Origin of the sequence: Anoxybacillus sp. J5B_2022, from assembly GCF_026847645.1 — a bacterium.
Taxonomy (GTDB): Bacteria; Bacillota; Bacilli; order Bacillales; family Anoxybacillaceae; genus Anoxybacteroides.
This window is the reverse complement of the sequence record NZ_JAPSMC010000029.1, coordinates 1-22,119: the sequence shown is the minus strand read 5'-3', so window position 1 is coordinate 22,119 and position 22,119 is coordinate 1. Positions and strand designations below refer to the sequence as shown.

Below are 22,119 nucleotides of genomic sequence, written 5' to 3'. Positions count from 1 at the left end.
TTACACCCAAGGTCTTCCTTCTATTTTTTTTATTCCATGTTGCAGATATTCCGTTAATGCTGAAAATTGTTGAGGGCTTAAAGTTTCCTTTGCGAGCGCAAGTTCTACTGTCCCTACGACCTCTTTCTCAAGAAAATTTTGAAGGACATTCCATAAATTTTGATTCATGATACATACCTCCCAACAATAATCTATCAAAATTTTACACTATATTACAAGTTATGTCACCTTTTTTGAGAAAAATAGGTATTTTCCGCAATTAAATTTGCGGAAAATACGGATGTTTTTCCTCGCTTATTCTGATACAATCAAGTGGTGAAGTCGACCGGCTTAATACAAATATAGGGAGATGTTAATAGTGTTAAAAAAATCCATTACTGGCCTTACTTTAGGGTTAATGCTTTTATTTGCAACTGGAGTATATGCTAAGGGTTTGGAAGAAGATAAATTTGATATTGTAGAAAAAAGTAACCAAAAAATTATTGTAGAAAAATCTGATGGTGAACGGCTTATTATAAACTTAGATAGGCCAGATTTTAAAGATAGACTTAGTGATAATCTGATCAAAGATATAGCTGAGCAAGCGGACATTAGTGACAATGTAACTATTCATGATATTATTGAACCGTCTTCTTGTATAACAATCCCAAACAATGCAGGAATCCTAAATTCTAAAAACAATCGATTCTCTCTTAATGCTGCTCAGCCGGAAAGTTTGCTTTATCGATACGAGGTGACAAAGAAATATACTGATAGGTCTCCGCTAGCTGCACAATTGATTATAAGTGTTGCTTATGGTGAAACAGCAACTTTAAAATCTTCAATAACTGTTACTAATTCTGCTACTATTAGTGGGGCGACTAAACTGCCGGACGAAGGACTTGCAGAGCTAAATGCATCCCTAAATGCGTCAGTCACTTATACTTATGAGAAAGGTAGAACTTTTTTAGGTCCTTCAAAAGGGTATACAAGTAGACAATATTATTCAACTAGATTTCATGATAGAGGAAATTATATTGTTCGAAAAATAAATCGCATAACGGGCAATGTATCAGAAACCTACACTGGTACTTATGGAGAACCTAGTTTACAGGATCCGATTGTAAACTGGTCCAGAGATATCAAATAACTTACGTTTTTTGGGCTATGCATTGCTTGTGATAAAAATACAGAATATTCGTATTATTATTCTGTTTATAATGCACTGAATTTTAGCTATTGGATTTAAAGGCTTGACATGGAGCGTCGATTTAAATTAATTACTGGAGTTGAACAATTTTGTTGCAATAATTACCATTTAAAAAGAGGCAAAAAGGGTACCCCTTATGCCACGTGGAGCTGTTTTTTAACGGCATCAATGGGAATATTTTGTTTTGTCGCGCTGTAGCGCTGTAGATAAATTTGACCATACTGTTGGCTTTCTTTGTTCGAAGGAGGTCGAGCCCATTCGACAAATCACTGTTGGACTCGAACATACTGTACACATACGCAAGTTGCACCAAGATCCAATACCGTTTCACCGCCCGAACTTGACGAACACGGTATCCACCGAGCTTCAGCTGATCTTTCGCCTGCCGGAAAAAGCATTCGATCGACCAACGTTCAGCGTAGTAGCGTAAGATGTCTTCGTCGTTTAACTCCCGATCGGTGCCCAAGACGCAATGAAGATGTTCCGATGTCATCGGTTGATCGGCTTTCCAAGCGAGCAGCACCACGGCATCATCGAGATCTTTGAGAGCGCCTTCGTAGCGATACACGCGGTAACGCTCGTCCCCCACCGTGACAAGGCGGGTGTCATTTGGTTCGATATAGCGGAAAAATGCTTTGCTTGGATGGCGATGCCTTTCGGGTAGAGAATTCGGTTCGTCTTGAGCATCGCAATCAAGTGGAATCCCTTTTTCAGACAAGCTTCCACGAGCGTTTGGGATGGATACCAAGAGTCCATGAGCACATAAACGGGGCGACTCATATCCAACGAAGAAAGCATCTCGATCGCGAGTTTCCCTTTGCTTTTCCCTGTCGTCTTGTCGTAGAGGCGAAAGGCAAAAGGAAACGCTTGGGTCATCGTATGAACCATGAGCCAAACGAGAGAATGTCCCCAGATTGACTTTTTCTATGTGTGAGAATAGTGCCAATCACCCCCTTGAATGGCGTGCGTGGCCCGTGACGAAGGCTTCGTTTTTTGGCAAATCGTATCATCGATCGAAACAAAAAGGGGGGAATTCTCTCGTTTCGAGCTGCATTCGACACGACGAAGGATCCACTGCTGGAGTTTGCGAAGCAACGTCTCTTCTTCTCAAGGGCTTTTCGTGAAAAAATGACTGAGTGTTGTGCGATGGTTCGGATGAAAGCTCCCATGATGAAGATCGGTCAACGTCCCTGAAAAACCTTTCGTCACCATCGCATCCACGAGATGAACGAGATGCTTCATCACAGGTTTCGAGAAATAAAGTGCCAACCCTAACATCGTGAAAAACTTGTGGATTCCTTGATGGTGTGCTAATCTATTCATGAGACATGAACCTCCTTGTGAATGGTTTGGTGACACATCTATTCTAACCAAGGAATCGGGTTCATGTCTCTTCTTTTGTTTTGTTGTAAATTTATGTTAGCAGATTTGCTCATCTGCAGTTAGTGATTGAACGAATTAGCTTTAGATAAAGAGAGCAACAGTTTTTTACGATTGAGAATACGCTACAGACTTTCTTTTATTACAAAAACTCTATAGTTCAAAACTTTGAATTGTAAATGCAGACACATAGAGAGGAGAAATGAGTCTTGAATAATTTTATTGAAAAAGGCTTTATGTACGGTTTTGTCATAGGAATCACTTTAGCATTGATATTTGTCCCCTATAAAACAGTAACATATATGTCAGGAGGGGTGACAACAACGGAGTATAAAGAAATACCTGAATATATTATAAATGTACTTAGAGTGAGTTTTAGCAGCGGAGTGGTTGCCTCTACAATTAGTCTGGCTTTATATAAAAAAAGAAAAACTAAAAATTAGCACGGTTGTTGATTATTCAACACTCGGAAATTCTTATAATCAACAGCCGGAAAGAAAAAGTTAGTAGAGGTATTAGTGTAGGCGTTTTAATTGTTTCTATAGCGTTTCCTACAATGAATAATTCTAGTGCTGCAACAGTTAGTTCACAAGCTATAGATTTTACAGGCTATGAATATATCCACAGTACGGATTCAAAAGGTTTAACAATTGATTGGAAACATACCCATGTGAATAACAAGTCTGCTACTGATACCGTATCGTATTCAATAAGCAGAGAAGCTTATGCCTCTGCAAATGTTTCGGTTGCTGAAACTTTTAATGCGATGGTTAGTGAAGTAGGGGTGTCTGCTGAAGTAGGATGGGGTTCAAGAATAACTAAAACTACTACTATTTCATGGACAATACCAGCGCGCTCAACTTATACTCTTCGATATGGAAGTCGGTGGGCAAAAGCGTTAGGAACTGAGAAATACTGGTATAGAGGAAATGTAGTTAGTTCAAAAAGCGTTAACGGTCAATGGACATATGAAGGATATTCAGACAGTATCAAGCAATAAAATTTTAAATACTGGTGATTTTTAATGATGAGAAAACTTCTTAAAACTTACTGTTTAATGGTGCTTCTGTTCGCAGCGTGTGATAATAATGAAGATAGCAAGCAAATAAGTAGTAATTATAATTCAGAGAAACCTTCGAATCAGGTGGAAAAAAATAATAAAGCTGATAAAGAAGTTGAATCTGTCAATCCTTCAGAGTCGAAATTGTCATTAGAGAAGCAGTTTCTCCCCCCGAATTTTTTGGTGCAAAAACTGTCAATAGAGGCTAAAAATCGCTCTATAAAATTTGTCATGGACTATGTGCTTTCAGAAAAATTATATGAAGTTCTTGAACAGTATAAAGACTATTATTTTATGATTGAATACCCTGAAGAACTTTTTAACCTAACTAATGTGAAAAAATCTAAACCGGTTAAGGGTCCTTTACCTAAAAACGGTCAGCTCTCAAATAGTGTAACTATTGTGACGTCATGGAATAATGACATACCAAACAGTTTAATAAACAAAATAAATAAAGGGGAACTGAGATACAATCTTATCATATTAGATAAAGAGATGTTTCCGGTACACATATTTAATGATGTTCAATGGTATCAAACGTTTGATCCGAATAAAGGGTTTAATATTATCATTGATGATAAAAAAACTAATTCAGAGAACTAAAGGAAATTTTGAATGTCCCTATTATGTGCATGGCACCCGTTTTATAGGTGCCATGTTTCGTTATTGTTTGCTTTTTCCCGCTTCTTCAATCAGCGACAGTAACGTATGCAAGGCATCGGTCGCTTTAGAACGGTTCATGTTTTCGATATAGCGGTTTTTGTTTTCGTATAGGCCGTAAATCGCTTCGCGCAGCGAGTCGTCCGTCAACTCTTCTTCCATCAACACTTTTGCATACCCCGCTTTTTCGAACGAACGGGCGTTTAAAATTTGGTCGCCGCGGCTCGCGCCTTTCGACAATGGGATAAGGAGCATCGGTTTTTTCAATGTCAAAAATTCAAAAATCGAGTTCGAACCGGCGCGCGATAAAACGATGTCCGCCATCGCCAGCAAATGCGGAAGCTCGTCGTGAACGTATTCGAATTGTTTATATCCTTTTTGGTTCGCCAGTTGTGCATCGACATTTCCTTTTCCGCAAATATGGACGATTTGGAAATCAGCAAGGAGCGTTTGCAAATTCGCCCGCAACGCATCGTTAATGCGCTTCGAACCGAGGCTTCCGCCCATCACAAGAAGAACGGGCTTGTCGTTTGTAAATTGACAATACGTTCGTCCTTTGTCAGCGTTTCCTTGTTTTAGTTCGTCGCGAACAGCAGCGCCGACGTAGATCCCTTTTTCTTTGTTGACATGTTGCAACGTTTCCGGGAACGTGACACACACTTTTGTCGCAAACGGCATCGCAAGTTTATTTGCTAGCCCTGGCGTCATATCGGACTCGTGAATAATTGCAGGAACACCGTTTAGCCATGCCCCGATAATGACAGGAACCGAAACGAACCCGCCTTTCGAAAACACCACGTCTGGCTTTTCCCGCTTAATGAGCCTATATGCTTCCCACGTTCCTTTCATTACTTTAAACGGGTCTTTGAAGTTGTTCCAGTCAAAATAGCGGCGCAACTTTCCTGTTGAAATCGGAAAATACGGTACATCGTTTAATTGCGCAATAAGCTCCCGCTCCATGCCGTGATGGGAACCGATATAACAAACGTCCCAGCCCCGTTCTTTCAGTTTCGGAATGAGCGCTACATTCACCATGACATGCCCAGCTGTACCGCCGCCGGTCAATACAATTTTTTTCAATGTGATCACCTGTCTTTTTATCGATTATAGTACGAATCGTCAAGTTGTTTGAATCTTTTCTTTCCTCGTTCCGTATTGTATTATAGCAAGGAATAACTTAGAAGTGTGTCGAAATGATGAGTATATAGAAAGAAGAGGTGCATGGAGTGAGTTGGCTTGCGCTTTTTTTATGTGTCGTTATCGTATATGGAATCATTCCTACAGTTGTGATCCGTAAAACAGGGGTAGGCATTTATCAAAAAGGGAACGTAGCCAAAGCCGTTGCTTTAACGTTTGATGACGGGCCTGACCCGTATTACACTCCTCAGCTGCTTGATCTGTTAAAAAAACACGAAATCAAAGCGACTTTTTTTCTTGTTGGCGCGAAGGCAGAAAAGTACCCTCAGCTTGTAAGACGTATTAATGAAGAAGGACACGATATCGGACTGCATAACTATCGACATACAAGCAATTGGTTTTTATTCCCTCCGTTTTTACAACGAGGATTGCAAAAATCGGCAGATGTGATCGAACAAATTACTGGCAAACGCCCGATTTACTACCGACCACCTTGGGGACACTTTAATTTGTGTACGTGGACGGTGCAAAAGAAATATGTAACAGTGATGTGGACAGCCATCCTCGGAGACTGGAGAGAGAGACTAGGAGTTGCAACGCTTGTCCGGCGATTAAAAAAGAGCCTGAAAGACGGGGCGATTATCGTTCTTCATGATAGCGGTGAGACGCTTGGAGCTGACAAAAAAGCGCCAGAACATATGATTCAAGCGCTGCAACAACTTTTCGAAGACGAAGCAGCGAAAAACGTACAATGGATGACGATTAGTGAAATGATGGCTGCACAAACTAAGAAACAAACTCAAGCGATTTAGGGGGACGTATGGATATTTCGACTGTTTTGTCATATATACAATCGTACGGATATGGGATTATTTTTCTTTTTCTTTTTTTTGGAATTATCGGCGTCCCGGCACCAGAAGAGAGCTTGTTGGTTTTTCTCGGGATGTTAATCTCTCATGACCAACTAGCGTGGGCAAATTGTTTTCTTGTCAGCTGGCTCGGTGCTACAATAGGAATGATGACAGGCTATGGAATGGGGAGGTTTCTTGGTCATCCGTTTATGAAAAAATACGGAAAGTATGTAGGAATCAAGGAAGAAAAGTGGGAACGGGCGAGCAGCTTGTTTCACAAATACGGAAAATGGTTTGTGCTCTTTGGGTTTTATCTTCCAGGGGTAAGGCAAATTTCTCCGTACATGGCAGGGGTGATTCGCTTTCCGTTCCGCTTGTTTTTGCTACTTGCTTCGATAGGTGCTGTATTATGGATTGTGCCGATTACGTTCATCGGAATGTTTTTAAGCCAGCATCTAGATATTCCTATTGCATCGGTTCCGCTTATTGGAGCGGCGCTGTTTCTTCTTTTTCTTGTGGCGGTATGGATTAAGCAACTGGTTGGCAAAAAGCAATTTGAAAATTAAAGGGAGCTATCGTGATGATGAAAGTTCTTGTATTGCCATTGTTTCAAATGAGTTCAGGACACCATAAAGTAGCCGATGCACTCATTGATTTTTTACAAACGAAATTTCCGTTTGTGCATTGCCAAAAGCTTGATTTTTTAAGCTACTGTAATGAATATATTGAAAAGTTCGTATCAGACGTATATTTGCGTTGGATTCGCTCTCACCCAGCCTCCTATCATCATATTTACAAAATGCTCATGTATCGAGATGTTCCAAAAATGGACTGGATGCACCTGGAGCCATGGTTGCCGTATTTTGAACATAAAATGAAACGGCTCATCGAAGCGGAAAAGCCGCAGCTTATTATTTGTACACATTCGTTTCCATCGCGGATTTTGCAGCGGTTAAAACGAAAAAAGTGGCTAACAACGCCCATCATTAATGTATATACCGACTTTTTTATGAACGGCGTTTGGGGAAAAAAAGGGATTGATTATCACTTTGTTCCACATCAAGAAGCGAAGGAAGAGCTAATAAAAAAGTACAAAATCACCAAAGAACAAGTCATTGTGACCGGTATTCCGGTACATGAAACGTTTATGACTCGCAAAAGCGGAAGTAGAGGAAGTAAGCAGCGCCTGCATTTATTAATCGCCGGTGGCAACCAAGGGCTAGGGAATATTTCGGATTTCTTCCGAAAAATGAACGGAACGCACCAATTCCGCTATTCGGTGTTATGTGGGCATAATCGGGCGTTGTATGAAGAAATTTTGCGTTGGAAACAGCCGCATATTCGTCCGCTTCCTTATATAGCGAGCATTGACGAGATGAACCGTTTGTATGAAGAAGTTGATGCAATTATTACGAAACCGGGTGGAGTTACTATAAGTGAAGCATTGCATAAACGACTTCCGATATTTACAATCAGCTATTTACCGGGACAGGAACAAATTAATTTACGTTATTTAGAAGAACGAGGGCTTATTTATAATTTGAGCGGACTACGCCATTATGAACAGAAAATTTGGCATGTGTTGCATGATGATATGGAACGAAGCCGTTTTTTTCGGCGGGTTGCCGAATATTTTGCGCAAATCGAACAAACGGCTCAAGAGGCGCTTCAACAAATTGTATGGCAACATAGCGAAACGCACGTATTGTCGCATTAGCACACCGTCTAACGAACTTGTTGGGCGGTGTTTTCCTGTATGAAAGTTGCGAAACAACCTTCATCCGTCATATAAAAGTATCATACGGCGGCAGGAGAAACGTGGTACAATAAAATGGTGGAAAAAAGAAGAGGAGGATTTCTAGTGAAGACGAGAATAGGGGTTTTGTATGGCGGAAAATCGCCTGAACATAAAGTGTCACTGCAAACGGCGATGGCGGTAATGAACGCCATTGACAAAACAAAATTTGATGTCGTGCCGATTTACATTACAACTGAAGGACAATGGGTCAAAGGAGAAAAGCTAACAAGCAGCGTGCAAGATGTGAAAGAGTTGCAAATGACACCGAACGTGAGAGCGATTTTGCCGGTAGCTTTAAATCAAGCTCCGACAGCGGAAGAAACGAATGGACAGACAGAAGACACGATTGACGTCATTTTTCCGCTATTGCACGGACCAAACGGGGAAGACGGTACAGTGCAAGGGTTATTGGAATTGTTAAACATCCCGTATGTCGGAAACGGTGTGCTCGCTTCGGCAGCAGGAATGGATAAAGTCATTATGAAAAATTTATTTGCCCAAGCGGGACTTCGCCAAGCAAAATACGTTTCTTTTTTGAAAAAAGAATGGCAACATAACGAAGAAGCTGCTTATGACAAAGTGGAAAGTGAACTTGGCTATCCTTGCTTCGTCAAGCCGGCGAACGCTGGATCAAGCGTTGGGATTAGTAAATGCAAAAAACGCGAAGAGCTGAAGCAGGCATTTATGGACGCATTTCGTTATGATCGAAAAGTGATTGTGGAAGAAGCAATTGTCGGCAGGGAAGTCGAAATTGGCGTCATCGGAAATGACGAGCCGGTTTGTTCTGTCGTCGGGGAAATTGTTCCAAAGAAAGAGTTTTATGATTATGAAGCAAAATATGAAGACGGCAATACAGAACTGATTATTCCAGCAGATATTACCGATGAGGAGTACAAAACGATTCAGCAAATGGCGATTGCGGCATTTAAAGCGCTTGATCTGTCTGGATTAGTGCGAGCCGACTTTTTCTTAACGAAAGACGGGGTTGTTTACATTAACGAAGTGAATACGATGCCGGGCTTCACACCATTTAGTATGTTCCCTCTGCTTTGGAAGCATAGCGGCGTTTCTTATCCAGAACTGATCGAGAAACTTGTACAGCTTGCGCTCGAGCGCCATCAAGAAAAACAAACGATCACATATACGTTTTAGAAGGTGAAACGATGATAACAAAGACATTACGTACGATTCAAGATATGGTGGACGGCTTTGGACTTCATGAATCGTTTTACGACGTGATGATTACAGGGGTTTCTACCGACACGCGAACGATAGAACGAGGAAACTTATATATTCCGTTAAAGGGAGCAACATTTAACGGCCATGCGTTTGTCGAAGAAGCGTTTGCGAAAGGAGCTAGTGCGGTGTTATGGTCAGAGGGAGAGGAGAACCCGCCGGCGAATGTTCCGCTCATTATGGTCGATGACACATTGCAAGCATTGCAACGACTAGCCCACCGCTACCGAAAGCAGCTATCGGTGAAAGTGATTGGTATTACCGGAAGCAATGGCAAAACGACAACAAAAGATATGGTATTTTCGCTCTTAGCAACGACATACAACACGCAAAAAACAGAGGGAAACCTTAATAACCATATTGGATTGCCGCTGACACTACTTCGCTTAGAAGAAGATACGGAAATAGCGGTTGTCGAGATGGGAATGAGCGGCTTTGGTGAAATCGAGCGGTTATCGCACATCGCAGCGCCTGATGTCGCAGTCATTACGAATATCGGGGAATCGCATTTGCAAGAGCTAGGGTCACGCGAAGGTATTGCGCGAGCGAAACTCGAAATTCTTTCTGGATTACAAAAAGACGGTGTGTTTGTTTATTACGGTGATGAACCGCTGTTACGAACAAAAATAGAACAGCTTTCCCCTGTCTGTCACACGATTACGTTTGGACAGACAGAAGAAAACAACTACTATCCGCTTTCGATTTCTTTAACAGCGGAAGGAACAACGTTTACAGTGAATGCGGCACGAGAAATAGCCTTTCAGCTTCCGATTTTAGGAAAACATCACGTGCAAAACGCATTAGCAGCAATTGCTGTTGCGCGCATTTTTGGCATTGAGTGGGAAACGATTCAAAAGGCACTTGCAACGCTACAAATGACGCGCATGCGCACGGAATTAGAAAAAGGAGCAAATGGCGTAACCATTATTAACGACGCATACAACGCCAGCCCGACATCGATGAAAGCAGCGTTACAGTTGCTGTTTGAGCTGACAGGCTACGAGAAAAAAATCGCTGTATTAGGGGATATGCTAGAACTTGGGGAGCAAGAAGTGGAATTCCATCGGCAAATCGGAGAAATGCTCACCCCAGAAAACGTCGATTACGTATGGACGTACGGAAAGCTTGCGCGTGAAATAGCTCTTGCTGCTCAGCCAGCTTTTCCACACGGACGAGTGAGAGCGTACGATGATAAACAAGCATTAGCAACCGACTTGCGTTTGCTCGTAACGGAAAAAGATGTCGTTTTATTCAAAGGATCTCGAGGAATGAAGCTCGAAGAAATCATCCGTGCGCTACAATAAGAAGGGGAATCCCCTTCTTTTTTATAAGGAAAGAAAAAAGTTTGCGATTGGGTAGAGAACTGTCTAGCTTCAAGCGCCATCGGCTTGAGGCGTTTCCTCCTCGGCGGGACTTGTGCGATCTTCGCCGATAGGCGGGCGCTTTGCGCTTTTCTTATAGAGGTGATGAGGAATGATTGGCTGTTTATGTATCCATGGATTTACAGGCGGCCCTTATGAAATTGAACCACTTGCCGCTTATTTGCGAGAAACGACCGATTGGACGATTGAAGCACCAACGTTGCCTGGGCATGGCGAAACGTTGCAACTAAAAGGGATTACATATGATCAGTGGCTTCATGCCGCAGAAGAAGAAATGCAAAAATTAAGGGAGACGTGTGATACGATTTACGTTATCGGCTTTTCGATGGGGGGAGTAATTGCTACATATTTAGCGACGAAATACTCCGTGGAGAAACTTGTGTTGCTAAGCCCTGCTTTTTATTATGTCAACTTACCGCAACTGCTAAAAGAAATTCGGCGAATGATTCGTGACGGCTTCCGCCGGCAATTGTACGAAAATCCGCTATTTGTCCGTTATAAAGCGAAACTGATTGCTACGCCATGGACAGCGACGTTGGAGTTTCGTAAGCTAGTGAATGAAGTCCGCCCTCGTCTTCCGCTCGTGCAAGTTCCTGTACTGATTGCCCAAGGGGAGGAAGACGGAATTGTGCCGCCAAAAAGTGCTCAGTATGTATATGAAACGATTGGTTCTAAAGAAAAACAGCTGCTGTTTTTGCCTTCTTCCCGTCACCATGTATGCCACGAGCCAGATTGCCAAATATTATTTCGTCACGTCGAAGCATTTTTGAAGGAAAATTTTTGAAGTTGGTATTTATTGCAAACGAGGCATAGAAATGGTATGATAGAAAAACATAATGTCAAGGCCCTTTCTTCCATAGTGGGCAGAACGGTTTTGAACAGTAAGTAAAAGGAGTAGGAATAACATTGACAACATTTCATGAATTAGGATTAAGCAATGACGTAATGAAGGCGATTAGCCGAATGGGGTTTGAAGAAACAACTCCAATCCAAGCGGAAACGATTCCGCTTAGCTTGCAAAATAAAGACGTGATCGGACAGGCGCAAACAGGAACAGGGAAAACAGCGGCATTTGGCATTCCGCTTGTTGAAAAGGTGGACACAAAGCAAGATGTCGTTCAAGGGCTTGTTGTGGCACCGACTCGCGAACTAGCCATTCAAGTATCAGAGGAACTATATAAAATCGGTGCTGTCAAGCGGGTGCGTGTGCTACCGATCTACGGCGGACAAGATATTGAGCGGCAAATTCGGGCGTTGAAAAAGCGACCGCACATTATCGTCGGAACGCCTGGTCGGATTATTGACCACATTAACCGAAAAACACTTCGGTTAGAGCATGTGCACACCGTTGTATTAGATGAAGCAGACGAAATGCTCAACATGGGCTTTGTGGAAGATATCGAAGCGATTTTAAGCAACGTACCGACTGAACGGCAAACGCTGCTTTTCTCGGCGACGATGCCAGAGCCGATTCGCCGCATCGCGGAGCGGTTTATGAACAATCCGCATCTTGTCAAAGTGAAAGCAAAAGAAATGACCGTTCCAAACATTGAGCAATATTACTTAGAAGTACAAGAAAAGAAAAAATTCGATATTTTAACGCGCTTGCTTGATATTCAAGCACCCGAACTAGCAATTGTGTTCGGGCGAACGAAACGGCGCGTCGATGAACTGGCGGAGGCGCTCAACTTGCGCGGATATGCCGCAGAAGGCATTCATGGCGATTTAAGCCAAGCGAAACGCTTGTCGGTACTCCGTAAATTCAAAGAAGGGTCGATTGAAATTTTAGTTGCAACCGATGTAGCAGCGCGCGGTCTAGATATTTCTGGTGTCACGCACGTGTATAATTTTGATATTCCACAAGACCCAGAAAGCTACGTTCACCGTATCGGCCGGACAGGACGGGCTGGAAAAACTGGCGTAGCGATGACGTTTGTTACCCCACGGGAAATTGGTCAGCTGCACAATATTGAACGGACGACGAAGCGGAAAATGGAGCGGATGAAACCGCCAACGCTCGATGAAGCGTTGGAAGGACAACAACGTCTTGCCATTGAAAAGTTATTGTCCATTGTCGAAACCGAAAACTTATCCTTTTATAAACGGGCAGCGGAAGAACTATTGGAAGAACATGACTCTGTTTCGCTTGTCGCAGCATGTATTAAGATGTTAACGAAAGAGCCGGACACAACCCCAGTGAAATTGACGGAAGAACCACCGCTTCCGGCGAAAAAAGAGAAAAAGCGCGTCAATCGGAAAAGCGGGCAATCGGCAGAAGCAGCTCGCAACCGTCAACCGAAAAAACGGCGCGTAGCGCGATAAAAACGATGCGTTTCGCATCGTTTTTTCCATTTTTCTATAGGAGCGTCAGTTCAGATGAACGGCGACAAACGGTGCTAAAATCGCTCCGCTGAAAAAACCGAATAGGTGCGCAATTGTATTCATATGCGGGAAAGTGAACGTCATGGCGAACCCGGCGACAAGTGCACTAAAGATAATTCGCGCCTCCTCACGATTGACCAACTGCCGATGGAAAAGCGCGAGGTAACTGTAAACGCCTAATATCCCAAATATTGCCCCTGAAGCTCCGAGATGGCTATATATGATCGGAGCGAAACAAAAGGTGGCGACATTCGCTAATATTCCGCTTCCCATATAGGTTACAAGAAACAGCTTTTTTCCGATCATTTTTTCTAACATTGGCCCAAAAAGCAACAAGGAAAAGGAATTGGCGACAACATGTCCGAATTGAACATGCAAAAAAAGGGAAGTCGCAAGTCGCCAATACTCTCCTTCAGCAATTGCGGCATTGAACCCGACGAACGTATCGAGAAAACGATCGGCTAATGGATGGGGAATGGTAGTGAATAAAAAAGCGAGAATGTGCACCGCGACGATGGTAGAAACGATTGGATACGAGCGAACAAACGTCAGCGGTGATTCTGTGCGAATAAACATCGTATCGCTCCTTTGATAGCTTGGTTATACAAATATATGCAAAAAAAGGGAGGGTAGAAGTGTATGATTGTCGGAATCGGCATCGATATTATCGAATTAGCACGAATCGAGAAATTCATTGAACAGGAAAAATTTATTGCCCGCATTTTAACGGAACGGGAAAAAACGCTATTTGCTCGCTTGTCTGGACGACGAAAAGTGGAATTTTTAGCTGGGAGGTTTGCGGCAAAAGAGGCCTATGCGAAAGCACTCGGGACAGGAATCGGAAAAGAAGTATCGTTTCAAGACATCGAAGTGATAAACGATGAGTATGGGAAACCGATTATTGTATCGTCCATCGAACATCAGGTGCATGTTTCTATTTCCCATAGCCGTGAGTATGCCGTTGCCCAAGTAATTATTGAACGCTTGTCATGCTAGTCTGCATATTCACCCAAGCTGTCTCATATATTGGTAGTGCAAAAAAGGAGCGCGTCTCCTAACGCTCATATGAGGCAAAGGGGTTGAAAACATGAGGAAAAACTTGTTTCGCGTATTGTTAGGCATCATGTTGCTTATCGCATTAGCTGGATGCGGGACAAAATCACAAGGCGATGTCATCAAAGCACTCGATGAAAAAGTGAACGACCTTACTAGCTATCAAGCGAAGGCGAAGCTGACGCTGAAGACGGGAACAGAGCCGCAAGTATATGACGTCGAGATTTGGTATAAAGAGCCGGCGTATTACCGTGTAAGCTTGAAAAACGCAGAAAAAGATCAAAGCCAAATGATTTTACGCAACGACGAGGGAGTGTTTGTCATTACCCCTGCGTTGAACAAAACGTTCCGTTTCCAAAGCGATTGGCCTAAAAACAGTAGCCAAGCGTATTTGTATGAATCGCTCATCAAAGACATTTTAAGCGACAAAAAAGCAAACTTTAAAGCGACAAAAGATTATTACGTCTTTGAAACAAAAACAAACTACCCAAACAGCAAAATCATTCCACGCCAAGAAATTAAATTAAGCAAAAAAGACTTGTCACCAGTATCTGTTAAAGTGATGGATACCGATATGAACGCCTTATTAACCGTTCAATTTTCCAAAGTAGAATTTAATAAAAAATTTGACAAAGATGCGTTTGATACGACGAAAAATATGACAGGTGCTCGTCTCGAAATTCCAACGATGGCAAAACCGAAAAACGAGGCATCAGAAGTGATGTATCCAGTCAACTTACCAGAAGGGGTTGAACAAATCGACGAAAAAGAAGTAGCGACAGAAAACGGAAAACGGATGATTATGACGTTCGGTGGGAAAAAAGCGTTTACGCTCGTGCAAGAAACAGCGCGTGTGCTTCCAGCATCTAATACAGCTGTACTAGTCAACGGCGAACCTATCGATTTAGGGTTTGCGGTCGGAGCATTGACCGATCATTCGCTGACTTGGACGTACAAAGGGATTGAGTTTATGATTGCTTCCAATGAGTTGACACGAGAAGAAATGGTGATGATTGCCCGTTCTGTGCAAGGGAAAGCAGTGAAATAGCAACGTTCGTGCAGGCTCTTTCGGTGAGCCTGTTTTCTTTTTGGTTGACATCGCTTCACTGACCGATAATAATTTTTTTATAACTAAGGGGAGAAGGAAGGGTTGACACCATGTTTCACCGAGATACTTGGGCAGAAGTGGATTTGGATGCGATTTTTCATAACGTTGCTTCTTTGCGAGCGTTTTTACCGAAAGAAACGGCTATTATGGCAGTCGTGAAGGCGAATGCGTATGGCCATGGCGATGTGCAAGTGGCCAAAACAGCTTTAGAGGCTGGAGCATCGCATTTGGCAGTTGCTTTTTTAGACGAAGCACTTGCACTGCGGCAAAAAGGCATCCATGCGCCGATTCTTGTTTTAGGGGCAACCCGACCAGAAGATATTGATTTAGCTGCTCAAAAACAAATCGCACTCACTGTCTTCCAACAAGAATGGCTAGAGAAAGCGAAACAGCACCACCAAAGCGGCTTGCCGGTGTCGTTTCATTTGAAGATGGATACAGGGATGGGGAGATTAGGCGTAAAAGAAGAAGCAGAGACGAAGCGCATCGTGGCGATGATGGACGATCATCCGCATTTTTTGTTTGAAGGAGTGTATACTCATTTTGCGACAGCGGATGAAATTGATACGGATTATTTTTCTTTTCAATATGAAACTTTTTTACGCATGCTCGAATGGCTACCGTACCGGCCGAAATGGGTTCATTGCGGAAATAGTGCAACAAGTCTACGATTTCCAAATAAAGTGTTCAATATCGTCCGCTTTGGGATTGCGATGTACGGACTATCCCCGTCACTTGCCATGAAATCGTATTTACCGTTTACATTAAAGGAAGCGTTTTCCCTTCATAGCCGTGTTGTTCACGTAAAACGTCTATTGCCTGGAGAGAAAGTGAGCTACGGTGCCACATATACAGCAGAAAAAGAAGAATGGGTAGGGACGGTTCCGATTGGTTATGCGGATGGTTGGATTCGAAAACTTCAGAACTTTCGTGTATTAGTAAACGGGGAAAAGGTACCGATTATTGGGCGAATTTGCATGGATCAACTAATGGTTCGATTGCCGTCATACGTACCAATAGGAACAAAAGTCACCCTTATCGGTCAACAAGGGGAGGAAAAAATTACGATAGATGAGGTGGCGCAATATTTAGACACCATCAACTACGAAATCCCTTGTACGATAAGTTACCGCGTGCCTCGTATTTTTTTGCGAAACAAGAGTATAATGGAAGTGAGAAATGCTGTTTTAGATGGCAATAATGTATAAATAAACATTTTTTTCAGACGATAACGGATAGAAGAGAAGGAAATTAACTTTGCAGCGCCTTCATTTAGTGGTATTATAAAATGGGAGCGATGAATTGGCTGCAGTTTCGTGGAGGTGTATGTTCGTGTCTGAATCTAGCGCAACAACGGAAATCGTCGTTCGCTTGCCCCAAGCGCTGTTAACTGAATTGGATGGCCTTGTCAAACAAGAGAACGGTAATCGCAATGAGCTCATTTACCAAGCGACAAAAATGTATATTCGCGAACGGAAAAAACGGCAAATTCGCGAGGCAATGAGACGCGGTTACATGGAAATGGCAAAAATCAACTTATCAATTGCATCGGAAGCGTTTCTTGCAGAATATGAGGCCGACCACACCGTTGAACGTTTAGTTAGCGGGGGGTAATGCTTTGATTGTCAAACGTGGCGACGTTTATTTTGCGGACCTTTCCCCTGTCGTTGGCTCAGAGCAAGGAGGCGTTCGTCCGGTATTAGTTATTCAGAATGACATTGGAAATCGGTTCAGTCCGACTGTCATTGTGGCGGCGATTACGGCCCAAATCCAAAAGGCGAAGCTGCCGACACATGTGGAAATTGATGCGAAACGCTATGGATTTGAACGCGATTCCGTCATTCTTTTAGAACAAATTCGGACGATTGACAAACAGCGGCTAACGGACAAGATTACGCATTTAGATGACGAAATGATGGATAAAGTAGACGAAGCACTTCAAATCAGCTTAGGACTTATCGACTTTTAATCGGAAAGGGCAGGTCGCGTTCGATCTGTCCGATGAGAATATGAACGGTTTAAGGAAAATAGCTGCATCATTTGTAGCTATTTTTATTTTTTGTTAAAATAACCATTATTACATGGTTGGGGGTTAATGAGTTTGGAGAAAAAAGAAGCGCTTATTCATGTCATTGCGAACGAATTAAAACTTTCGGTGCAACAAGTAAATAACGTGATCTCGCTTTCGGAAGAAGGGAATACGGTTCCGTTTATTGCCCGTTACCGGAAAGAATTAACGGGCGCTTTAGATGAAGTGCAAATTCGTGATATACTTGAGAGATGGAGCTATTTGCAACATCTCGAGCAGCGAAAAGAAGAAGTGATCCGCCTAATTGATGAGCAAGGGAAATTGACAGGCGAGTTAAAAGACGCCATCAACAAAGCAACGAAATTGCAGCAAGTAGAAGATTTATACCGGCCATATAAGCAAAAGCGGCGAACGAAAGCAACGATCGCTAAAGAGAAAGGGCTAGAGACGTTAGCAGAATGGCTCCTTTCTTTTCCTATGGCTCCACTCCCGAAAGAAAAAGCGAAAGAATTTATTGATGTTGAAAAAGGGGTAGAAACGGACGAAGAAGCGTTGCAAGGCGCAAAGGATATTATCGCAGAGCGCATTTCAGATGATGCCTCCATTCGACAATGGGTTCGCGCGCAAACGTGGAAAAAAGGCGTTGTGGTCGCAAATGGGAAAGACGTAGAAAAAGACGAAAAGAACGTATACGAAATGTATTACAACTACGAAGAACCAGTGCATAAAATCGTCCCTCATCGAATTTTAGCGCTTAATCGCGGCGAAAAAGAAGATGTGTTGCGTGTGTCGATTCAAGCACCAGTCGAAGACATTATTCATTACATAAAAACGAACGTCATTGGCAATGAACAATCTCCAGCTGCGCCTTTTGTCGCAGATGCAATTGAAGATAGCTACAAACGATTAATCGAACCATCGATTGAGCGGGATATTCGCAATGAGCTAACCGAAAAAGCAGAAGAGCGAGCCATTCATATTTTCGCTGAAAATTTACGGAATTTATTATTGCAGCCACCGCTAAAAGGAAAAATTGTGCTCGGAGTCGACCCTGCATATCGTACAGGTTGCAAACTGGCGGTCGTTGATGAAACAGGGAAACTACTGAAAATTGACGTTATTTACCCACATCCGCCGCAAGCGAAGCGAGAAGAAGCGGAACAAAAATTAGTTCGTCTCCTTCAAGAATATGGGGTGCAAATGATTGCGATTGGCAATGGCACCGCCTCACGGGAAACAGAGCAATTTGTTGCAGACACGCTCCGGAAGCTTAACCGAGAAATTTTTTATCTTATTGTGAACGAAGCAGGTGCAAGCGTCTATTCGGCTTCCGATTTAGCGCGCCAAGAGTTTCCGGATTTACAAGTCGAGGAGCGAAGCGCTGTTTCTATCGCGCGCCGCGTCCAAGACCCGTTGGCAGAGCTAGTTAAAATTGACCCAAAATCAGTCGGGGTCGGTCAATATCAACACGACGTTTCGCAAAAGAAATTAGAAGAATCGCTGCGGTTTATCGTCGAAACAGTAGTAAACCAAGTCGGTGTTAATGTGAACACCGCCTCTGCTTCATTGTTGCAATACGTATCAGGACTATCGAAAGCGGTGGCGGAAAACATTGTAAAACGAAGAGAAGAACAAGGGAAGTTTAAAAATCGCAACGAGTTAAAAGCCATTCCACGGCTTGGGGCAAAAACGTATGAACAGTGTATCGGTTTTTTACGCATTATGGATGGAGAAGAACCGCTTGATCGAACCCCGATCCATCCTGAACGATACGACGAAGTAAAAAAATTGCTTCATCAAATCGGGTTCACGACGTCAGACATCGGAAGCGAAGCGCTGCGTGACGCGCTACAAAAACTGCGATTGAAAGAAACAGCCGAGGCGCTCGGGATCGGCGAACTAACGTTAAAAGACATTGTCGATGCCTTAATTCGACCAGAACGCGATCCGCGTGACGAATTGCCAAAACCGCTGTTACGAAAAGACATTTTAAAAATGGAAGATTTGCAAAAAGGGATGGAACTTGAAGGAACAGTACGTAACGTCGTTGATTTTGGCGCGTTTGTCGATATCGGTGTCAAGCAAGACGGCCTTGTCCACATTTCTAAATTAAGCAAACAATACGTCCGTCACCCATTAGACGTCGTATCAGTAGGAGAAGTAGTAAAAGTTTGGGTCGACAATGTCGATGTAGCAAAAGGGAGAATCTCACTGTCAATGCTTCCACCGGAATAAAGAAAAGCGGAGGCGACTGATTAGCTCTCGAAGCCAAATGTTCTTCCGACGAGAAGCGCTTTTTGCTTCGACGGAGGAAGGTTGTTTGGCACAAGAGAGCTAGGAGCCGAAGCTAGACAATAAGAAAAGCGGAGAACGGTCCTTGGCGCAGCCAAGGAAACATCTGACGACAGCGCAAGCTTTCGACGAAGACGAGCTTGCACGTCGAACGGAGAAAGCGAAGCAGAGGAGGATGTTTGTTCGAAGCTAGACAATAAGAAAAGCGGAGGCGACTGCGCAACTCTATATCGTATAAAAAACACTGCTTTTATGAGCAGTGTTTTTTATGATAAAAAAACCAACACTGATTTAACAATTTAATTTGATACCGATTTTTTTCATAATAAGCCCGCCGCATTTGATTTTTTAACCAAGTTGGCATAAAACGTACCCCCATTTCGAAAAGGTAGTATATAATGTATGTATCGAAAAACTGTCCTGTGTCAGAAAAGGTGGAAAGGGAATGGAACAAAACGAATTGCAAAAATTAGTGGAAACAATATCGTGGCAGTTTTTTCAAAAACCGTTTCGCCATCGAGCAGTATTTAATCCGAGGTTACGAACAACGGGCGGCAGATATTTATTGCGCTCTCATGACATTGAAATCAATCCGAAATATTATGAAGCGTTTGGTGAGGAAGAACTCATTTCTATTATTAAGCATGAGTTATGCCATTATCATCTTCATTTAGAAGGGAAAGGGTATCGGCACGGGGATCAAGATTTCCGGAAATTGTTGCAACAAGTGAAAGCACCACGTTATTGCCGACCGCTCCCTAACGTAAAAAGGAGCGCATCTTGTTCGTTTTATGTTTATATTTGCCTGCATTGCGGTTTAACTTATCAAAGAAAAAGGAAGATGAATACGAATCGGTATGTTTGTGGAAAATGTAAAGGGAAATTGAAAATGGTTAGGTCATAAAACGGATGAAACGAAAATTTTTAAAAACATATTGACACCTATTAAACAGATGTGTTAAATTATAAAAGCCGTCGTTGATCGACGGTAAACAATAAAAAAATAGTTGACAATTAAACAATCCCTCACTATAATAAAAACAGTCAGAACGCAATAACTCAACGAAGTGCTAATAAGTGTGTAGCGAGTTGCCTCGACACATCAAAAGAAGAGCAAACAGAGGAAGAGGCAGTAGAGGTGCATGTGCAACATTATGTGGTGAGTTAACCAAACACATTTAACTGCCATTCCGCAATAGCTCAGCGGTAGAGCAACCGGCTGTTAACCGGTAGGTCGTAGGTTCGAATCCTACTTGCGGAGCCATTGGAGAAGTACCCAAGTGGCTGAAGGGGACGGTTTGCTAAACCGTTAGGTCGTGGTTTCGCGGCGCGCGGGTTCAAATCCCGCCTTCTCCGCCACGTTGAGATATATTTTGGCCCGTTGGTCAAGTGGTTAAGACACCGCCCTTTCACGGCGGTAACACGGGTTCGAATCCCGTACGGGTCATCGAAATTGTGGGGGGATGGAAAATTACCGTCTCCCATTTTATTCGGCTATGGAGGATTAGCTCAGCTGGGAGAGCACTTGCCTTACAAGCAAGGGGTCGGCGGTTCGATCCCGTCATCCTCCATTGCTTCTGGATATATAAGGTCCCGTAGTGTAGTGGTTAACATGCCTGCCTGTCACGCAGGAGATCGCGGGTTCGAGTCCCGTCGGGACCGTCATATATAGATTGTTGGGGTATAGCCAAGCGGTAAGGCAACGGACTTTGACTCCGTGATGCGTTGGTTCGAATCCAGCTACCCCAGCCATCAATGAGCCATTAGCTCAGCAGGTAGAGCATCTGACTTTTAATCAGAGGGTCGGAGGTTCGAGTCCTCCATGGCTCACTTTTGCGGGTGTGGCGGAATTGGCAGACGCACCAGACTTAGGATCTGGCGCCTCACGGCGTGGGGGTTCAAGTCCCTCCACCCGCATGAATTACGCGGTCGTGGCGGAATGGCAGACGCGCTAGGTTGAGGGCCTAGTGGGGGCAACCCCGTGGAGGTTCAAGTCCTCTCGGCCGCATTAAAATACTTGCATTCAAAAAAGAGTGTATGGTAAAATAAGAAGTGCTGTCGTTTTTGCGCTCGTAGCTCAATTGGATAGAGCATCTGACTACGGATCAGAAGGTTAGGGGTTCGAATCCTCTCGAGCGCGCCATTTCGGGAAGTAGCTCAGCTTGGTAGAGCACATGGTTTGGGACCATGGGGTCGCAGGTTCGAATCCTGTCTTCCCGACCATCCCCTATAAAATCGCACAACATGCGGGTGTAGTTTAGTGGTAAAACCTCAGCCACGAGCGACGCATCCGTGAAATAGCGGCGAGTTGCCTCGACGCACCCGTCATCCTTGAATCGACTAGCAGAGGAAGAGGCATGAGGATGCGTTGTGTAAATAAAGGTAGTGATTAAAGAATAATATGCGGGTGTAGTTTAGTGGTAAAACCTCAGCCTTCCAAGCTGATGTCGTGGGTTCGATTCCCATCACCCGCTCCAAAAATGTTCTTTGAAAACTGAACAAAACGAAGCGTCCTCGTTAATGAACGAGTTAGACATGAGTTTGGAGTAAAACTTTCTATGG

Annotated in this window: 22 protein-coding genes, 12 tRNA genes and 1 pseudogene; 30 read left to right on the top strand and 5 right to left on the bottom strand. The window is 43.3% G+C overall.

Going from position 1 to position 22,119, the window contains the following annotated elements:
- A complete protein-coding gene (locus M4I42_RS09655; protein ID WP_268851967.1) occupies positions 1–168 on the bottom strand; it encodes a hypothetical protein in 168 nt (55 codons plus the stop codon).
- A gap of 190 nt (positions 169–358) precedes the next feature.
- Between M4I42_RS09655 and M4I42_RS09650 the strand changes: the two genes are divergently transcribed.
- Positions 359–1,129, top strand: a complete 771-nt coding sequence (locus M4I42_RS09650; protein ID WP_097355113.1) for a hypothetical protein — start codon at positions 359–361, stop codon at positions 1,127–1,129.
- Between the two features lie 194 nt (positions 1,130–1,323).
- Here the strand turns inward: M4I42_RS09650 and M4I42_RS09645 are convergent.
- A pseudogene (locus M4I42_RS09645) lies at positions 1,324–2,512 on the bottom strand (IS701 family transposase).
- Positions 2,513–2,778: 266 nt separating this feature from the next.
- On the opposite strand from M4I42_RS09645, the gene M4I42_RS09640 reads away from it, so the two are divergent.
- From M4I42_RS09640 to M4I42_RS09630, 3 genes are read left to right on the top strand one after another with little or no spacing between them, the layout of a single operon-like run.
- Positions 2,779–3,012: a hypothetical protein gene (locus tag M4I42_RS09640; protein ID WP_268851966.1), complete on the top strand. Its 234-nt coding sequence runs from the start codon at positions 2,779–2,781 to the stop codon at positions 3,010–3,012.
- A gap of 8 nt (positions 3,013–3,020) precedes the next feature.
- Positions 3,021–3,569 carry a hypothetical protein gene (locus M4I42_RS09635; protein WP_268851965.1) on the top strand — a complete coding sequence of 183 codons (549 nt, stop codon included), beginning with the start codon at positions 3,021–3,023 and terminating at the stop codon, positions 3,567–3,569.
- A 24-nt stretch (positions 3,570–3,593) separates the two neighbouring features.
- Complete coding sequence (locus M4I42_RS09630; RefSeq protein ID WP_268851964.1) at positions 3,594–4,232, top strand: hypothetical protein; 639 nt, start codon at positions 3,594–3,596, stop codon at positions 4,230–4,232.
- Between the two features lie 60 nt (positions 4,233–4,292).
- Here M4I42_RS09630 and M4I42_RS09625 read toward each other — a convergent pair whose 3' ends face one another.
- Positions 4,293–5,324, bottom strand: a complete 1,032-nt coding sequence (locus M4I42_RS09625; RefSeq protein WP_442864099.1) for an undecaprenyldiphospho-muramoylpentapeptide beta-N-acetylglucosaminyltransferase — start codon at positions 5,322–5,324, stop codon at positions 4,293–4,295.
- A 191-nt stretch (positions 5,325–5,515) separates the two neighbouring features.
- Between M4I42_RS09625 and M4I42_RS09620 the strand changes: the two genes are divergently transcribed.
- From M4I42_RS09620 to M4I42_RS09590, 7 genes are all read left to right on the top strand, one after another.
- Positions 5,516–6,238 carry a polysaccharide deacetylase family protein gene (locus tag M4I42_RS09620; RefSeq protein WP_268851962.1) on the top strand — a complete coding sequence of 241 codons (723 nt, stop codon included), beginning with the start codon at positions 5,516–5,518 and terminating at the stop codon, positions 6,236–6,238.
- An 8-nt stretch (positions 6,239–6,246) separates the two neighbouring features.
- Positions 6,247–6,843, top strand: coding sequence for a DedA family protein (locus M4I42_RS09615; RefSeq protein WP_268851961.1), 597 nt, complete (start codon positions 6,247–6,249; stop codon positions 6,841–6,843).
- A 14-nt stretch (positions 6,844–6,857) separates the two neighbouring features.
- Positions 6,858–7,994, top strand: coding sequence for an MGDG synthase family glycosyltransferase (locus M4I42_RS09610; protein ID WP_268851960.1), 1,137 nt, complete (start codon positions 6,858–6,860; stop codon positions 7,992–7,994).
- Positions 7,995–8,138: 144 nt separating this feature from the next.
- Complete coding sequence (locus tag M4I42_RS09605) at positions 8,139–9,227, top strand: D-alanine--D-alanine ligase (RefSeq protein WP_268851959.1); 1,089 nt, start codon at positions 8,139–8,141, stop codon at positions 9,225–9,227.
- A gap of 11 nt (positions 9,228–9,238) precedes the next feature.
- Positions 9,239–10,615 carry a UDP-N-acetylmuramoyl-tripeptide--D-alanyl-D-alanine ligase gene (locus M4I42_RS09600; protein WP_268851958.1) on the top strand — a complete coding sequence of 459 codons (1,377 nt, stop codon included), beginning with the start codon at positions 9,239–9,241 and terminating at the stop codon, positions 10,613–10,615.
- Positions 10,616–10,784: 169 nt separating this feature from the next.
- The gene (locus M4I42_RS09595) at positions 10,785–11,477 is read left to right on the top strand and encodes an alpha/beta hydrolase (protein WP_268851957.1); all 693 of its coding nucleotides are present in this window, start codon (positions 10,785–10,787) and stop codon (positions 11,475–11,477) included.
- A gap of 161 nt (positions 11,478–11,638) precedes the next feature.
- Positions 11,639–13,015, top strand: coding sequence for a DEAD/DEAH box helicase (locus M4I42_RS09590; RefSeq protein WP_442864098.1), 1,377 nt, complete (start codon positions 11,639–11,641; stop codon positions 13,013–13,015).
- A gap of 45 nt (positions 13,016–13,060) precedes the next feature.
- Here M4I42_RS09590 and M4I42_RS09585 read toward each other — a convergent pair whose 3' ends face one another.
- The gene (locus M4I42_RS09585; RefSeq protein WP_268851955.1) at positions 13,061–13,651 is read right to left on the bottom strand and encodes a rhomboid family intramembrane serine protease; all 591 of its coding nucleotides are present in this window, start codon (positions 13,649–13,651) and stop codon (positions 13,061–13,063) included.
- Between the two features lie 63 nt (positions 13,652–13,714).
- Between M4I42_RS09585 and acpS the strand changes: the two genes are divergently transcribed.
- The 6 genes from acpS to M4I42_RS09555 all read left to right on the top strand — a co-directional run bounded on the left by acpS (position 13,715) and on the right by M4I42_RS09555 (position 19,500).
- The gene (acpS, locus tag M4I42_RS09580; protein WP_268851954.1) at positions 13,715–14,071 is read left to right on the top strand and encodes a holo-ACP synthase; all 357 of its coding nucleotides are present in this window, start codon (positions 13,715–13,717) and stop codon (positions 14,069–14,071) included.
- Positions 14,072–14,162: 91 nt separating this feature from the next.
- Positions 14,163–15,176, top strand: a complete 1,014-nt coding sequence (locus tag M4I42_RS09575) for a LolA family protein (protein WP_268851953.1) — start codon at positions 14,163–14,165, stop codon at positions 15,174–15,176.
- Between the two features lie 110 nt (positions 15,177–15,286).
- Positions 15,287–16,444, top strand: a complete 1,158-nt coding sequence (gene alr, locus M4I42_RS09570; protein WP_268851952.1) for an alanine racemase — start codon at positions 15,287–15,289, stop codon at positions 16,442–16,444.
- A 124-nt stretch (positions 16,445–16,568) separates the two neighbouring features.
- Positions 16,569–16,850 carry a CopG family ribbon-helix-helix protein gene (locus M4I42_RS09565; protein ID WP_027410260.1) on the top strand — a complete coding sequence of 94 codons (282 nt, stop codon included), beginning with the start codon at positions 16,569–16,571 and terminating at the stop codon, positions 16,848–16,850.
- Positions 16,851–16,854: 4 nt separating this feature from the next.
- Positions 16,855–17,205 carry a type II toxin-antitoxin system endoribonuclease NdoA gene (gene ndoA / locus M4I42_RS09560; protein ID WP_003253417.1) on the top strand — a complete coding sequence of 117 codons (351 nt, stop codon included), beginning with the start codon at positions 16,855–16,857 and terminating at the stop codon, positions 17,203–17,205.
- A 126-nt stretch (positions 17,206–17,331) separates the two neighbouring features.
- The gene (locus M4I42_RS09555) at positions 17,332–19,500 is read left to right on the top strand and encodes a Tex family protein (protein ID WP_268851951.1); all 2,169 of its coding nucleotides are present in this window, start codon (positions 17,332–17,334) and stop codon (positions 19,498–19,500) included.
- 307 nt (positions 19,501–19,807) lie between these two features.
- On the opposite strand, the gene cmpA is transcribed toward M4I42_RS09555, so the two are convergent.
- A complete protein-coding gene (gene cmpA / locus M4I42_RS09550; protein ID WP_268851950.1) occupies positions 19,808–19,921 on the bottom strand; it encodes a cortex morphogenetic protein CmpA in 114 nt (37 codons plus the stop codon).
- An 81-nt stretch (positions 19,922–20,002) separates the two neighbouring features.
- On the opposite strand from cmpA, the gene M4I42_RS09545 reads away from it, so the two are divergent.
- The 13 genes from M4I42_RS09545 (at position 20,003) to M4I42_RS09485 (ending at position 22,034) form a co-directional block, all read left to right on the top strand.
- Positions 20,003–20,461 carry a SprT family protein gene (locus tag M4I42_RS09545; RefSeq protein ID WP_268851949.1) on the top strand — a complete coding sequence of 153 codons (459 nt, stop codon included), beginning with the start codon at positions 20,003–20,005 and terminating at the stop codon, positions 20,459–20,461.
- 285 nt (positions 20,462–20,746) lie between these two features.
- Positions 20,747–20,821, top strand: a tRNA-Asn gene (locus M4I42_RS09540).
- A gap of 2 nt (positions 20,822–20,823) precedes the next feature.
- Positions 20,824–20,916 (top strand) — tRNA-Ser (locus M4I42_RS09535).
- A gap of 16 nt (positions 20,917–20,932) precedes the next feature.
- Positions 20,933–21,004, top strand: a tRNA-Glu gene (locus M4I42_RS09530).
- Positions 21,005–21,055: 51 nt separating this feature from the next.
- Positions 21,056–21,128: transfer RNA gene (locus M4I42_RS09525), tRNA-Val, on the top strand.
- A gap of 18 nt (positions 21,129–21,146) precedes the next feature.
- Positions 21,147–21,219: transfer RNA gene (locus M4I42_RS09520), tRNA-Asp, on the top strand.
- Positions 21,220–21,234: 15 nt separating this feature from the next.
- Positions 21,235–21,309, top strand: a tRNA-Gln gene (locus M4I42_RS09515).
- Between the two features lie 5 nt (positions 21,310–21,314).
- A tRNA-Lys gene (locus M4I42_RS09510) sits at positions 21,315–21,387 on the top strand.
- 5 nt (positions 21,388–21,392) lie between these two features.
- Positions 21,393–21,474: transfer RNA gene (locus M4I42_RS09505), tRNA-Leu, on the top strand.
- A gap of 8 nt (positions 21,475–21,482) precedes the next feature.
- A tRNA-Leu gene (locus M4I42_RS09500) sits at positions 21,483–21,565 on the top strand.
- Between the two features lie 58 nt (positions 21,566–21,623).
- Positions 21,624–21,700 (top strand) — tRNA-Arg (locus M4I42_RS09495).
- Between the two features lie 3 nt (positions 21,701–21,703).
- Positions 21,704–21,780, top strand: a tRNA-Pro gene (locus M4I42_RS09490).
- Between the two features lie 180 nt (positions 21,781–21,960).
- Positions 21,961–22,034, top strand: a tRNA-Gly gene (locus M4I42_RS09485).
- The last annotated feature ends 85 nt before the right edge of the window (positions 22,035–22,119 follow it).